General features: G+C 42.9%; 18 protein-coding genes and 1 pseudogene. 2 read left to right on the top strand and 17 right to left on the bottom strand.

What is annotated here, in order from left to right; genetic code table 11:
* Together ACK8P5_RS10205 and ACK8P5_RS10200 are read right to left on the bottom strand one after the other, a co-directional pair.
* Positions 1-540 (bottom strand): tetratricopeptide repeat protein, encoded by a 540-nt coding sequence (locus ACK8P5_RS10205; RefSeq protein ID WP_422660824.1) that lies wholly within the window; start codon positions 538-540, stop codon positions 1-3.
* A 51-nt stretch (positions 541-591) separates the two neighbouring features.
* Positions 592-921, bottom strand: a complete 330-nt coding sequence (locus ACK8P5_RS10200; protein ID WP_422660823.1) for a nucleotide pyrophosphohydrolase — start codon at positions 919-921, stop codon at positions 592-594.
* 198 nt (positions 922-1119) lie between these two features.
* On the opposite strand from ACK8P5_RS10200, the gene ACK8P5_RS10195 reads away from it, so the two are divergent.
* Entirely contained in the window at positions 1120-1989 is an 870-nt protein-coding gene (locus tag ACK8P5_RS10195) for a YitT family protein (RefSeq protein WP_422660822.1), read from the top strand.
* Between the two features lie 24 nt (positions 1990-2013).
* On the opposite strand, the gene ACK8P5_RS10190 is transcribed toward ACK8P5_RS10195, so the two are convergent.
* The 8 genes from ACK8P5_RS10190 to ACK8P5_RS10155 form a co-directional block, all read right to left on the bottom strand.
* Entirely contained in the window at positions 2014-2871 is an 858-nt protein-coding gene (locus tag ACK8P5_RS10190) for a sporulation protein YpjB (RefSeq protein ID WP_422660821.1), read from the bottom strand.
* A 53-nt stretch (positions 2872-2924) separates the two neighbouring features.
* Positions 2925-3563 carry a DUF1405 domain-containing protein gene (locus ACK8P5_RS10185; RefSeq protein WP_422660820.1) on the bottom strand — a complete coding sequence of 213 codons (639 nt, stop codon included), beginning with the start codon at positions 3561-3563 and terminating at the stop codon, positions 2925-2927.
* Positions 3564-3663: 100 nt separating this feature from the next.
* Positions 3664-4545 carry a c-type cytochrome gene (locus ACK8P5_RS10180; protein WP_422660819.1) on the bottom strand — a complete coding sequence of 294 codons (882 nt, stop codon included), beginning with the start codon at positions 4543-4545 and terminating at the stop codon, positions 3664-3666.
* 19 nt (positions 4546-4564) lie between these two features.
* Positions 4565-5236 (bottom strand): menaquinol-cytochrome c reductase cytochrome b subunit, encoded by a 672-nt coding sequence (qcrB, locus tag ACK8P5_RS10175; protein WP_169505773.1) that lies wholly within the window; start codon positions 5234-5236, stop codon positions 4565-4567.
* 15 nt (positions 5237-5251) lie between these two features.
* Entirely contained in the window at positions 5252-5797 is a 546-nt protein-coding gene (locus ACK8P5_RS10170) for a ubiquinol-cytochrome c reductase iron-sulfur subunit (protein WP_422660818.1), read from the bottom strand.
* A gap of 174 nt (positions 5798-5971) precedes the next feature.
* A complete protein-coding gene (locus ACK8P5_RS10165) occupies positions 5972-6403 on the bottom strand; it encodes a DUF2487 family protein (RefSeq protein ID WP_422660817.1) in 432 nt (143 codons plus the stop codon).
* A gap of 98 nt (positions 6404-6501) precedes the next feature.
* The gene (locus ACK8P5_RS10160; protein ID WP_208914531.1) at positions 6502-6681 is read right to left on the bottom strand and encodes an IDEAL domain-containing protein; all 180 of its coding nucleotides are present in this window, start codon (positions 6679-6681) and stop codon (positions 6502-6504) included.
* Between the two features lie 23 nt (positions 6682-6704).
* On the bottom strand, positions 6705-7211 hold the full coding sequence (locus tag ACK8P5_RS10155; RefSeq protein WP_422660816.1) for a gamma carbonic anhydrase family protein: 507 nt from the start codon (positions 7209-7211) through the stop codon (positions 6705-6707).
* Positions 7212-7232: 21 nt separating this feature from the next.
* Between ACK8P5_RS10155 and ACK8P5_RS10150 the strand changes: the two are divergent.
* Positions 7233-7286: pseudogene (locus ACK8P5_RS10150) on the top strand (hypothetical protein); the annotation flags it as partial.
* Here the strand turns inward: ACK8P5_RS10150 and ACK8P5_RS10145 are convergent.
* From ACK8P5_RS10145 to hisC, 7 genes are all read right to left on the bottom strand, one after another.
* Positions 7268-8398, bottom strand: coding sequence for a hypothetical protein (locus ACK8P5_RS10145; protein WP_422660815.1), 1131 nt, complete (start codon positions 8396-8398; stop codon positions 7268-7270). The pseudogene ACK8P5_RS10150 and the gene ACK8P5_RS10145 overlap by 19 nt on opposite strands.
* 265 nt (positions 8399-8663) lie before the next feature.
* A complete protein-coding gene (locus ACK8P5_RS10140) occupies positions 8664-9515 on the bottom strand; it encodes an MBL fold metallo-hydrolase (protein WP_422660814.1) in 852 nt (283 codons plus the stop codon).
* A gap of 70 nt (positions 9516-9585) precedes the next feature.
* Positions 9586-10173, bottom strand: coding sequence for a histidine phosphatase family protein (locus tag ACK8P5_RS10135; protein ID WP_422660813.1), 588 nt, complete (start codon positions 10171-10173; stop codon positions 9586-9588).
* Positions 10174-10226: 53 nt separating this feature from the next.
* Positions 10227-10832, bottom strand: a complete 606-nt coding sequence (locus ACK8P5_RS10130; RefSeq protein ID WP_422660812.1) for an anti-sigma factor family protein — start codon at positions 10830-10832, stop codon at positions 10227-10229.
* Positions 10829-11422: an RNA polymerase sigma factor gene (locus ACK8P5_RS10125; protein ID WP_422660811.1), complete on the bottom strand. Its 594-nt coding sequence runs from the start codon at positions 11420-11422 to the stop codon at positions 10829-10831. The genes ACK8P5_RS10130 and ACK8P5_RS10125 overlap by 4 nt, the downstream gene beginning before the upstream one ends.
* Before the next feature lie 429 nt (positions 11423-11851).
* A complete protein-coding gene (locus ACK8P5_RS10120) occupies positions 11852-12958 on the bottom strand; it encodes a prephenate dehydrogenase (RefSeq protein WP_422660810.1) in 1107 nt (368 codons plus the stop codon).
* Positions 12959-12998: 40 nt separating this feature from the next.
* Complete coding sequence (gene hisC / locus ACK8P5_RS10115; RefSeq protein ID WP_422661432.1) at positions 12999-14096, bottom strand: histidinol-phosphate transaminase; 1098 nt, start codon at positions 14094-14096, stop codon at positions 12999-13001.
* Between the last annotated feature and the right edge of the window lies 1 nt (position 14097).

The raw sequence follows: 14097 nt of genomic DNA, 5'->3' as shown, positions 1-14097 counted from the left end.
TTATTCTGTTGGTGAATCCAGAACATATGACTTCAGACGCTTTTTCAGTTCCTCCATTATATGTTGAAGTTCGCTCTCTTGCGGATATAAACCGATAACTTCCTTTAAAGTGTTAATGGCAAGCGGATGCTCATTCAATTCACTATATACAAGTGCAAGCCACACGTAAGCTTCTGAATACAATGGATCTTTAGCAATGGCTGACTTCAGGAGACTCACAGCTTGATAAAGTTCGGCCGGCTCAGTGGCCGACTTACCATCTACCATCTTCCGTGCCTTCTGAACCAGCTCAAGCGCCTCAACATGCTGGAGATGCAGATGATACTCAGGTTTATCCCCTTGAAGACGCACGGCCTCCTTAGCATGATGGATCGCTTTTGAGAGCTTACCATTGCGACCATATGTTATTGAACAACGATAGTGCACCTCAGCATCTCCAGGATTCGCAAGAATAGCTGCTTCAAACCAACGGAGTGCTTCTTCGAAATCATTTTGCAAGATGAAATGATACGCCTTTTGTATAAAAATGTCATCTTTCATTGGCTGTCCCTCCCCCGCTGCGGGTTTTGGTACAGCATATGTATTCACTGCCTAATCCGTGTTCAATTTCGTCCAGCGATCCGCGTCCCTTGTATTAAATTTATGCATCACTTTATCATGGGCTTCCGCTAGATCGATACCGAGTGAATTCGCGAAGCAGATCGCAATAAATAAAATATCACCGAGTTCCATCTCAATGGAGTTTTCGGCTTCGTCAGGTTTTTTAGGTTTTTCTCCAAATTGGTGATTGACCTCTCTGGCAAGCTCCCCTACCTCTTCTGACATCCGCGCCATCATGGATAAAGGACTGAAATAGCCTTCTTTAAATTGCGATATATAACGATCAACTTCACGCTGCATTTCTGCCATTGATTTTTCCATTACGGGCACTCCTTCCTTCATGCTGTCCACCAATGATTACCAGTCGCAATAATCGGCAAGGTTTTACAACTATGTTATCGTAAAGCCCATTTGAAAACAAATATTTTTTATTCTGTAATGCAAAGGGTATATCCTTGGGAAAAGATACGGAAGTTATAGGATAGCGTAACATTCCTATAACAAATGTGAGGGCTACCTATGAAAAAATCCAAAATAGTCAATCAACTACAAATGATTATACCCATTATCGTTGGTACAGCGATCTATGCATTCGGTTTGCTATTCTTTATCATTCCCAATCAATTGATGGAGGGTGGTGTTACGGGTATCACCGTTCTCTTGAACTATGCGTTCAATATTCCTCCCTCCCTATCAACGCTTATGCTGAATATTCCTCTTTTTCTTGTTGGTTTAAAGATATTAGGTGGACGTCAATCCATTTATACAGGACTCGGAATTATTTCACTTACTTTCTTTCTATGGCTCATTGAGAAATGGATTGATCAAGGCTGGATCACACCGTTCCATACGGAACATGATTACATCCTGGCTTCACTTTATGCCGGAGTAACCTTAGGTGCTGGTCTTGGAATTGTATTTCGTTTCGGGGGGACTACCGGAGGGTCAGACATCATTGCCCGCATCTTGAACCGTAAATTAGGTTATAGCATGGGACAAGTGATATTAGCATTAGACATTATCATCATTGGAGCATCTCTGCTGTATATTCCGCTTGAAAAGATTCTATACACTCTTGTAGCTGTGTTCATCACTTCGAAGGTAATTGACTTTATACAAGAAGGCGCCTATTCCGCCAAGGCTTGTACAATTATTAGTGACAATGCTCCTGACATCGCTGACCGCCTTACCCAGGAACTCGAACGGGGGGTAACGCTTATTCCTGCAATTGGAGCGTATTCTAAGCAGTCCAAATATATCGCTTATTGCGTCGTTTCAAGACAGGAAATTCGTCGTTTGAATGAAATTACAAAATCCTTAGATCCACGAGCCTTCATCATCATTAATGATGTAAACGATGTGCACGGAGAAGGATTTAAAGAAGAATAGCCCGGAATTCCGGGCTTTTTAATCTCAAGATTTTTTAGGAAACCACGGATAATATCCATCTCTTAGTCCACGGTATTTCCGATACGCGGCAAACGTTAGCGCTGAAAGAATAAATGCGGCGAAGAGCAACTGCCAGAACCACGGACCCTCAACTTCATTCAGTTGTGCAAGTGCCGGTTCATCTTTTTTCTTGCCGAATAATAAGTTAACGATTACTTCTCCTTGTGGAACAATCTCTCTTACCGTAGCTGGGCTAGCTGTTGAAACTGCACCCCCCGCATGAGACAACCACGACTCTATCATCGATACTTCTTCTTGCTTACGCTGCATCACAAGAGCTGGACGAATTAACTCATAATGATCTTCCAATAGAGCATAAGCTTTCTTAATCCCATCACGGTCCTGCTTAGCAGCACTTTGCTCCATCATCTGTAGATCTTCACGCATAAGCTTATAATATTGAAGCCAGATCCCATCTTTGGGATGGGTCAGACTGTCCACTGCAAGTCGGAGTTTACCAGCAGACATCATCCACTGCTTCGGGTCCAGCGTGCTACTAGCAGTCGTCTCCTTCATTTCTACTATACTTTCAGCTAGTACATGTATTCCTTCAACACTTGTCAAACCTTGAAAAGAAGATGCTTCGAAAATGCTTTGAATTTTCCTCAAAGACTCTAAAGTCGCTTGCAAATTCCCTTCTTCTACAAGCCTGTACATCGTCTCAACCTCAAGGTTTAGTGCCTTGGCTTGAATGGATGCGGCCGGTGAAGGTCGGTCTCCATTGGAATTGGGACTCCCCCAAACGATTCCACCAATACTTAATCCGATCAGTAAGAAAAAAGCGGACACACCCGCTGACCATTGAAATAATCTCCGTAACATGGGACATCCCTCCTAACCATAATGTATGGCAGAAGGGATGTCACTAGAACATATTAACGATACTTAGACTTTGATAAGGAACGTCTGATAGCGATCCACGCCAACGCCCCACTGAACAGGGTCAGACCAAACGTAAAGGCTTCCACGGCTTCTAAATGGTCATAGAGAGGCCCTGGGAGATACGGAAATACACCAAAGGTATAATCCACTGTATCATTTAAAAGCGTCCACATGATGGCTACAGTCAATGCAGACCACCTTATATGAAGCAGCTTTACAAAGATCAGCGCCTCAACGGCCATCGCCGTATGCGAAGCAACCAACATCCAATCCTGCCATATCAGCTCACTTCCCTGCGATGCCCCAGCAAAGATCATGGCTACTGCCCAAATGCCATACTTAATGGATGTAACTACAGCAAGCGCTTCTATTAATTGCTGAAATAATAAACCTGCCAGCTGTTTGGGAGGATACAACAACATAATTAGCGCCAAACTGAAAAACAAACTCGCTGTCGGACTATCCGGAACGAATATTAGTTGCCATAGAGAGTGGTTCATCGCGGTATTATAAAGCTGACCCCCATACCAGATATAACCATAAACCGTCCCCAACACATTGCTGATCAGTAATACCCACAGAATGAGACGCTTCGATAAAAATTCACGGCTCCATAAATATGTAACTGACAACCTCACATCCTCCTGCTCCACTGTGTCCAGTTATTAATGAGAATCTTTTTTGCTTCATTAAAAAACCTGATCGTAGGATACGATCAGGTTCATCATTATTTTACTCTGCAGTTTTCTGGCTGGCAAGCCATTCAGCCAATTGATCAAGCTCTTCTTCCGTCACGCCTGCAGCGATAGCAGTGTCATGCATCGGAAGCATCTGACCCTTACCGTTCTTGATAATGCCAGCGATAGCCGCTTTATCAAGCGAATCACCGACTCCGCGAAGACCAGGGGCATTCCCCTGGCCCTTCATGTCAGCAGCATGGCAAGAAATACAAGTTGCCTTTTTGAAGGTTTCCATGGCAGGATTATCTTTATCTACGATGGCAATCTCTTCAGATTCAGGCTGCTTAGCATTCGACGTTGGAAGACCTTGAGCACGCTTTTCTTCCGCTTCTTCTTCACGCTGAATATGTTCCGGTTTCTGCCCGGAAGCTTCCAACTCGTGCGTGTAGTGTGTCCAAGCGGAATTTGTCAGGTAAATGACGGCAATAATAGATAGAAACATCAGAGCTGAAGTAATCGGACGCTTGTAGAAACGACGTTCTTTTCCTGTATCCAAGAAAGGAACTAGCAACAAAGCTCCGAAGGCTACTCCACTAACACCCAAGGTTCCAAGTACTACATAATCACCAGAAGCATATGGCAGTTTCAAATATTCGTATAAGAATAAGAAGTACCAGTCAGGCATGGGGATTACAGATGCACTCGGATCGGCCGGATAGCCGAGAGGCGCAGGCTCTGAAATGGTCAATACTAGAAAGCCTACCAGCACAACGACCCCTACCATCCACTCCTTCAAAAGGAAGTTTGGTATAAATGCTTCTGACTTTCCGGGATACGCCGTATAGTCTGGTGGAGTAATAAAACCATTACCTTTACGTACGCGGGAATCGCCTACGAATACTACTTTTTCATCAGATTTGTGTCCGTGTGCCATGAATATGCCTCCCTTCTTCTTATAGTGGTCCGGAAATACCCTGTCTGCGGATCATGATAAAGTGCCCTACCAATAGGGCGAGCAGTACAGCCGGAAGGAAGAACACGTGAATGGCGAAGAAACGAGTTAACGTTTCGGCACCAACAATGGTACCGCCTTGCAGCAGTTCCTTAATGATTGGTCCGAGCCAAGGCACTGAGTTTGCAATCTCAAGTGTAACCTTTGTAGCAAAGTACGCTTTGTTATCCCAAGGAAGCAGGTAACCCGTCAGACCGAGACCCAACATCACAAAGAAAATCAGCATACCAACAACCCAGTTCATTTCACGAGGCGCTTTATATGAGCCTGTAAAGAATACACGCATCGTATGTAGAAACATCATTACGATTACCAAACTAGCTCCCCAGTGGTGCATACCACGGACGATTTGACCGAAAGCCACTTTCGTCTGCAAGAACTCAACACTAGCGTAAGCGTTTATAATATCGGGTACATAATACATCGTCAGGAACATACCTGACAAAATCTGGATTACAGTAATAAAAAACGTCAAGCCGCCGAAACAATAAACAAACGCGGAGAAATGGTGCGCGGGGTTAACGTGCTCCGGAACCTCATGGTCCGCAACGTCTCTCCAGATCGGCGTGATATCGAGACGCTCGTCAATCCAGTTGTAGACATTCTTCAACATCCGAATCTACGCCTCCTATTTCGCTACGGTATTTGGTACGATCTCGCCGAGGTAAATCCAGCCGTTTTCTTCTTTGACGGTGTACATATCAAGCGGCTTAGGTGCAACGGCAAGGTTCTTGCCATCTGGTGTGTACCGCGCGCCGTGACATGGACAGTGGTACTCGTCTGGATAATTCTTGTTGTTGTTCCATCCGACCAAGCACCCCAAGTGCTTACAAATCGGTGAAAGCGCAAGGATTTTTCCGTCGTCGCCTTTACGAATCCAAGCTGTCAGTGAAGCTTTGCTGGCATACCAGCCATCTTGCTGTTTCAATTCAAAATGAAACTCTTGTGGATCATTTGTAATCTTGCTCAATTCAGCTACCTTAACGAACGCCCCTTCTTCACTATCCTGAAGAATAGGATCCACGGCAAACCGGAGCATTGGTAGTACTACTCCACCCGCCATATAAGCTGTGGCGCCGCCCAACGTATAAGTAAGAAACTGTCTACGGGACATTTCTTTTAGCCGGGGTGGTTTGTGCGACTCTTCATGCTCGTCATTGTGGTTGTGACTCATTCTGTGTTCAACCCCCTTTGTCAACCATTCTAAGTGTTTTCAATGATTAATATCACACGACGTACTAGGACATAATAATAATATATTAGGCACCACAGACCGTCAAGAATTGGAAGCTTAATTCTGGCTCTGCTTCCAGCTATATCTACATAAATTGTCGGTTTTCTGTCACAATTAAGACCCTTCCTCTTTTTTCCACAACTCACTGATTAACCTCGCAACAGCTGCTGATAATGGGTTATCTCCAGAAGCCTTGATTCTAGGCTGGGAAAGCACTAATGCGCTTTCAGGAACATCACTTTGCGAAAGCTCTATATCAGCTGTCATAATGATCACATAGCGGAACCCTGAAAATTTGACATTATGACAAATGTCGTTTAGTAGCTTTGTAGCAGACTCTCCTCCATACTGAATGGCAGGATATGTAACGACCCTCCCCTTAAAAGGAACCTCTACTAAATCCATAAAATCTCTTAATCTCTCTAATGCTGAAGTTACCTCCAATGGAGTCTCACGTCCGCTCAAACCGGTGTACGGTATGACACACGTATCAAAATATGGCTGCAGCTCTGGCCAAGTTTGTTCATCCACTTCACTGAATTTCATGCTGTGCATCCTTTCTTTCTCCAATTGTTAATTTCTTCATTATACGTTTCCCTTTCATTTTAAGCAAAAAAAAAAAGAAGAAATGCATAAGCATTTCTTCAATTTAAAGTCCTCAGTTCATCCGTCAGGTTTCGGAAAGCCAACTCGTCGCCCGAAGCCAACGCCTCGTCTATTCCTTTGTAAAGTTCCTCACTCCGATGCTTTCGCAAAGCCTCGTCCCATACCATCTCCGCAGCCAGACTTAACATTACTTCGTAAGTTACTTTCATTTTATCCATTAGGATGCACCTCCAACCGATATTTAGAATTGCCTGTATTCTTTCCCTTTTTGCACGTAACTTTCCATCGTTCGCTTCATTCGAGCCAAATCGTCATCGGTTAATTCACGAATCACCTTAGCAGGGGTTCCTAATGATAACGTATAAGGCGGAATTGTTTTATTCTCTGTTACAATGGAACCAGCACCAATTAAAGCGTATTCACCAATATCAGCACCATTTAACACGATGGCCCCCATCCCAATCAAACTGCCTTTTCCAATTCTGCAACCGTGAATTATGGCGGAATGCCCAACAGATACTTCATCTGCAAGGATTAATGGCTGTTCATCGTTGACGTGTCCTACTACCCCGTCCTGTATGTTACACTTGTTGCCGATAATAATTGGAGCCAGATCGCCTCGAAGTACAGCGTTGAACCAAACGGTTGAATCCCTACCGATTCTTACATCTCCAATATTTTTCGCACCCTCAGCAACAAACACAGAAGGATGAATAGACGGCCATAATCCTTTAAACTCATAATTCATTTAGGATCACCCCTTTAATTAGTGGGAGTGATTGTAGCAATCAGAACCTCATTCTGTCAATGCAAAAAATCTTCGTTATCGCCAATATGTAGACACGCCTCAGCAGCTTTATGACCGAGAACTGTCATGCGGATTACAGTCCCTGACTGCTCACCTTCTCCAATTCGCAGCATTCCTAAATGCATTAACATTCGTAGAATACGCTGATCCAAAATGGCTTGAGGAGTATCGTAATAGAAGGGGCGAATGAGCCAACCTAAAGACTCATAAAGGGATTCCGTTGTAACCCAATCCTTCGCACACTTACTTATCCAGTACACTAAAGAGGACAAGTTAGGAACAGCACCTTTATAAAGTCTTAACCAAAAACGGAATACCTGCAACACACTCTCTTCTTTTCCCTCATCCAGAAATTCCTTGCCACGATCAGTAAGAATCAACCTGGTACCTGCTTCCCTGATCCATTGACGTGCATAGGCATAATCATAGAGAAGTGCAAACCTGTCTGGATATTCTGTACAGGATCGACCATAACCGAATCTCCAAGCTCCCTTGGATATCAACGACTCTTGAATATGGAGCGAGCTCATCAATTGCTGCTGATATCGACGATACATAAACCCTTCAGCATTAAGTTCAACTTCTTGACCTTCGACATATTTCAGGAACAGCAACATATCGGCAGATATAAGCCCCTGCTCATCCCGATATGCCTCAGGTTCTTCAGAAGACTGCAATCTTTCTTCAAGCCTTCCTCGGAGAACATCACGAAATCGCTGTTTTAAATCAGATGGCACCTGAAAGGTATACTTGGTGGAATGCGTAAATCCATTGAACAGCCATCCACTCCGTCGATATCTTGCAACAGCTTCACGAGGACTCTCTACTTTCTGCGACTTGCCTTTTTCATCATCTGCTTTTTCTGCGGATGCTTGACGAATGGTTGCAGTTAATTCCTCCAAGCTGTAGCCACTACGTGTATCGAATACAACGCTGTTCAGAAATCTAAGATCTGCCTCAGACAAATGTCCCACCAGTTCTTCGAAATAATCCCTCCTGCCAAGCTTAATCAGGATGCTTTGTATTAAATCGTGCTTGGAATTACGCTTGCATTCGCAATCGTAATAGCTGGCTATGTTGCTTAATTGTCCAATGTCGGCATAAGTGAGCATATCCGCTAGATTCATCTTCCATCGCCCTCATCGTTTTACTTCCATTATGGGGATGTTCAGCCCATTTGATACATGTTCTAACATGTTGTTGTCCACATTTTTAACGGATTTGCGTTATTATAAACATGATTTGTGTAACTTTTTATTCTTTTGTTAGGAAGCTCTGTTTAACACATTTTTATGCATTTAAATAAATCAGTAGAAGGACAAACTCTATTCCCGTTCCATTAACATCAAAAAAAGAGACCCGTAAAAGGGTCTCCCTATAAGTGACGCACAATTATTGTTCATAACCATGGATGAAAAATTGTATCGTTTCGATTTCAAGATCATTCAGCGGTCTATTTAAGACAGATATCATCGAATTCGTGATCTGCTCCTGATCTCCTTTTTCACGATGCGTTATTTCTGCCAATGAGGTTAACATTTCAATAAACGACTTATATTCGTCTTTTGCCAAAGGTTTCTCGCCGTGAGACAAGATAGCTAGCTCTACATCATACTCTTCAAGCTTTGAGATCATAGCCATCACTTTCTCTCTTGTGTAACACCACTTTTTGGCGTACATATTCGCATACAGACAATCACCTAGAAATAGAACTTTTTCCTCAGGAACATAGAGAACCACAGAATCAGATGAATGATCCCCACCAACATGTTCAATGATACAACTCACGCCACCTAAGTCCATTGTCATCTTATTGGAAAAAGTGATATTCGGCGATGGAATCACAATCTCTCGTTCTGATCCAAGCTCTTTCTTCATCGCATCAGCACAGAAAGGAATCTCAATTCCCTTTTCCACACGCTCATCCAGTGCCGTATCATCCCAAGTTAGTTGCTGTAATTCTTGGATTTTCTTAAACGTTTCTTCATAACAAAAGACAGGCATAGCCATTTCACTCAATCCAAAAACATGATCCCAGTGCCAGTGTGTTAGAACAAGCCAATCTCCTGTGATGCCAAGGTCTGCAAGTTGAGACAACCAGAGCTTAGCGTGACTCACTGAGTTCCCTGCGTCCATTAAAAGAGTGTATTTATTTCCTGAAACAGCTGCCAGTAAAGGCCGATCCGTTTCCTGATATGGGGGAAGGTAAGCAACATGCTTTGATATTTGCACTAATTTTTGCATTATTTCAGTCTCCTCTATGTTGTTAGTTTGGTTTTCAATTGAAAAGAAAACACTGACCCGAATATTCGGATCAGTGCTGTTTCTCCAATAAATGTCTCGTACAATTAAACAGATGCGGTATCCAATCCACATCTTTCTTCTCTAGTATGGTCAAGGATAGATTTCCGATTCTTTCTTTTTGACGATCTTTATACAACACCTGGAAAAGCTGAGCTAAAAAGCCCCCATGACTAACCACAAGCACATTACGATCTGGATACTTTGTCCACATTTCTTCTAGAAAAGCCATTCCCCTCTCCTGAAGCGCCAAATCTTTCTCCTGACCCAAATCCTGCAGATGCCATTCCGCACCATAACGAGTTTCTCGTTCAGTCGCCGTCAATCCCTCAATTTGGCCGTAAGCACGCTCACGCAAACGAAGATCAGGCTCAAGCATTGGAATATTTAGTATAGAGGCAATAATGGAGGCTGTTTCTTCAGCACGAGACAACCCGCTACTAATGACATAGTCCCATTTAAAAGGTTCTTGAAGAAGACGCTCACCGAGCATTCGTGCTTGAAGACGCCCTTCTTCATTTAACGGAATATCTGTCTGTCCTTGAATCTTGCCCAGTGCATTCCAATCTGTTAAGCCATGACGTATAAAACCAATCAGCATCCTTTGAAACCTCCTACTGTAAACATTAAAAATGTGTCTTAGGTAATAATAAATTACCGTCTTGATATTCTGTTTAGCCTCATTAAAAAGAACAAAGCCAGACCTACTCCCAGAATGGATAAAAGCATCCAATACTGAGGTTGGCTGGGGTCCATGTTCACAACCAATGGATCTATAATCCCACTGTTTATCCTAGGTATAACGTATTGCTGACTCTCGGTTACCGCCGAGCCATCCCCCACAACACCTGTAGGTAGTATACCTGTTGTCGGTATTTCAGGTTGCAGTTTATGCGTATTCCCCTTCAAAAAGAAATACAAAAAACTAACACCAAATAGAGCTGCAAAGCCTGAGATTAATATGGTGAGTCGCTTACGGAATATTCGACCAACGGATTTCCCCTTCTCATTCTCTTCAACAAGTCTTGGAAAATCACGATAGATCCGGTCCATTACATTACGGTTGATCGCTTCTGCACGGGCCTCGGACACCTCATGCTCAAGCGCATGAACTAGTCTTAGACTATCTTCCCACATTTCATACTCCATTGCACACGAGCCACACGTCTGCACATGCTGTCTCAGCCTGATTCGCCTCAGATCATTGTCGGGGAGATCCCAGACATACTCCATCAGCTCTTGGGCTTCCTCGCAATTCATCTGCTGCTCATCCCTTCAATTTCCTTGTAAACAGGCTCAGAGAAATAGGGCTCAAGCTGAATCTTCACACTACTGCGTGCTCTAAACAAGAGAGATTTGACCGAACTTACAGTTTGTCCTAAAATATCGGCAATCTCTTGGTAATCAAGCTGATCGTATTCACGCAAAATTAACGCAGAACGCTGCTTTTCAGGTAATTTATTAATAGCTTCACGGACTAAAGTAACTCGCTCACTTCGCAATATTGCCTGCTCAGGAGCTATCTCAAGAGGTGCTACAGGAATAACACCGCTCTCTTCAAGGGGAAGTGTACCACTACGCTGCTTACGCAGCTCACTTAGTACGGTATTTCTTGCAATTGTATAGAGCCAGGTGGAGAACGATGCATCTACTTCTCGGAATGAATGAAGGCTTTTAAAGGCTTTATAGAATGTCTCCGAGCAAATATCCTCAGCTAATAATTCCAGATTGGCGCTTTTTAACATATGATATACAAAAGCTAGAATCTTACGTTGGTATCTTCTCATTAATTCCGAGTACACATCAATATTTCCTTGCTTAATCTCAAATATCAATTGGGAATCCGTCATATGATTTTTATTTCCTCCCTCGCCATCAGTGTGTCTTGTTCTCTTCCAAACGATAAAACTAGAACAAGGACTCACAATGCTGTCGTCAAACCATACTTCACACCTCGTGATGCCTAATCTTATTATGTATTTTGGTGTTTTTGGCAATTTTCCCTATTCTTCTACAAACCATATCTATCATTGTAGCATATTTTGGAGAAAGAATCAGGTTTACTAGATTTGACACACCATTATTAACCATATTACCCAAAGTGTAAGGGATTACAACAAAAAAAGAACCGCCTCCCTAAAGGAAGGCGGTCGCACAAACGTGCAATTATTGGATAGGAGTGGAGAGAAACCATACTGTACTTTTATTATATGTATACGTTTTCATTTTGTCAACAATAATAAATTAAATATTTCCGTAATATAAAAAATCAGGGAATTTTAATGGTAAACCATGTATCCTCTAGATAATAACAGATCTTTTGCTCTCTCTTGCTCACGTTCATTGCGGAAGGAAAGTCGCATTAGGCCAGGCACATCTTCACGACTCTCAATAATTTGAATATTACTTAAGTTAATGCTGTTCTGCCCTAGCTCCGTTGTAATCCGACCGATGATCCCCGGATGATCGGGTACATCAAGGTAAAGATCATATTGTGATGCGATGACACCTTTTCGTCTTTCTGGAAGCTCATTACGGAACTCTCCTGCTCGGCGAAACGCTTCTTCAATTGACGATCCATCTTCACTTCTAAGCATATTCATGAATTGTACGATCCCTTTATTCCAATCTTCAAGCAATGGTAGCATAACCGTCCGGTTGTTAAGCAGAATATCACGCCATACAACAGGATCACTAGAGGCAATGCGGGTAATATCCCGAAAACCACCAGCAGCGAGTGTCTGATACAAGGAGTTATCTTCATTGTAACCACAGATCTGATTAACCAGCGCTACAGCAATAATATGGGGTAGATGACTAATAGCTCCTACGATTTGGTCATGTAAATAAGGCTCCACCGTAACCACATGAGCACGAGTATGAGATAACAAATCAGCTAGCTCTGAAACTTTATCTTCTTCTACTCCATCTGCCGGTGTTAATACGTAATAGGCATTTTCGAACAATAATGAAGAGGCAGCACCAACCCCAGATCTTTCAGATCCAGCCATCGGATGTCCACCAATAAAGCAGGCGTCTTTCAGCACTAATTTTGAAGCACATTCTGCTATACTAGCTTTAGTGCTTCCTACATCTGTAATAATACACCCTGGCTTTAACTGTAAAGTGCTAAGCAGGGTTATATAAGACTCTAAACTTCCGACAGGTACACATAGAAAAATAAAGTCAGCATTTCTTGCTGCCTCTTCCGGTGATAACGTCACATGATCCACGACGCCACGGGCAATGACTTGATCTGCATAATCTTGACGATGGGCATAACCTGTAACGGTTATTCCTGGTTTACCTTTGAAACATAGAGCGAGAGACCCACCAATGAGTCCCACGCCAAATATTGCGATATTTGTTGTTGTCTTGTTTGTCATTTTATCTCTCTCACTCGTTTCAAGATTGCGTTAACAAAGGTTATACTGGCGACTTCACGTCACGCAGGACTTGTTCTAATACCCCAATAAACGCTTGATTTTGTTCAGGTGTACCTACACTAACACGGATGTAGCTCGGGTAGCGGGAGAAGCCCGGGCGGACAATGATCCCTTTGCTTAAGAGTGATTGGAATACATCTTTGCCTGATGTACGCACATCAACCATCACAAAATTACCATGAGCTGGGAAATATTGAAGCCCCATACGATCGAACTCCTGCTGGAAATAACGAATTCCTTCTGCGTTGTTCTGACGACAACTCTCTACGAAGTCTTGATCTCGAAGCGCGGCCTTAGCAGCAGCCTGAGCTGGACGTCCCGTATTGAAAGGCTCACGCACCTGGTTAATGTATTTAATAGTTTCAGCTTGACCAATACCATAACCAATACGAAGGGATGCCAATCCATAAATTTTAGAAAATGTACGAAGAATAACTAGATTATTATAGCGCTCAAGGAGTTTCATGCTTTCAGGATATGAGGAATCCATTACATATTCATAATAAGCTTCATCCAGAACGACCATGACGCTAGCAGGAACAGCATCGATAAACCGAACGAATTCTTCTTCGGATACAATCGTACCTGTCGGGTTGTTAGGGTTACAGATCCACATGATTTTTGTTTTGTCTGTAATCGCAGCAAGCATTGCATCTAGATCATGCTTCCCATCCACCAACGGAACTTCAATACTTACAGCATCTTCAATATCGGCATTGCTCTTATATACGGAGAAGGTCTGGTCAGCCATAATCGTCTCGTCTCCGCGATCAAGAAACGCTCTTGTAATCAGTGCAATAATCTCATCTGATCCACATCCAAAAATTATCTGATCCTTGTTAACACCTAAACTTGAAGCAAGCTCTCCAGTCAGTTCAGATGCACTTCCATCTGGATAAACACTAAGATTGCTAAGCTCAGCAATAATTGCTTCTTTTGCTTGAGGAGAGCATCCGTATGGATTCTCGTTAGAAGCCAGCTTAATAACTTCACTCAAACCTAACTCACGCTTTACTTCTTCAACAGGTTTACCGGGTTGGTATACCGGCAGATTCACAATATTAGCTTTAGGCTTCATC

It is taken from the genome of Paenibacillus sp. EC2-1 (assembly GCF_049311625.1).
In the GTDB taxonomy this organism is placed as follows: domain Bacteria; phylum Bacillota; class Bacilli; order Paenibacillales; family Paenibacillaceae; genus Paenibacillus_AQ.
This window is presented reverse-complemented; position numbering and strand designations above follow the sequence as displayed.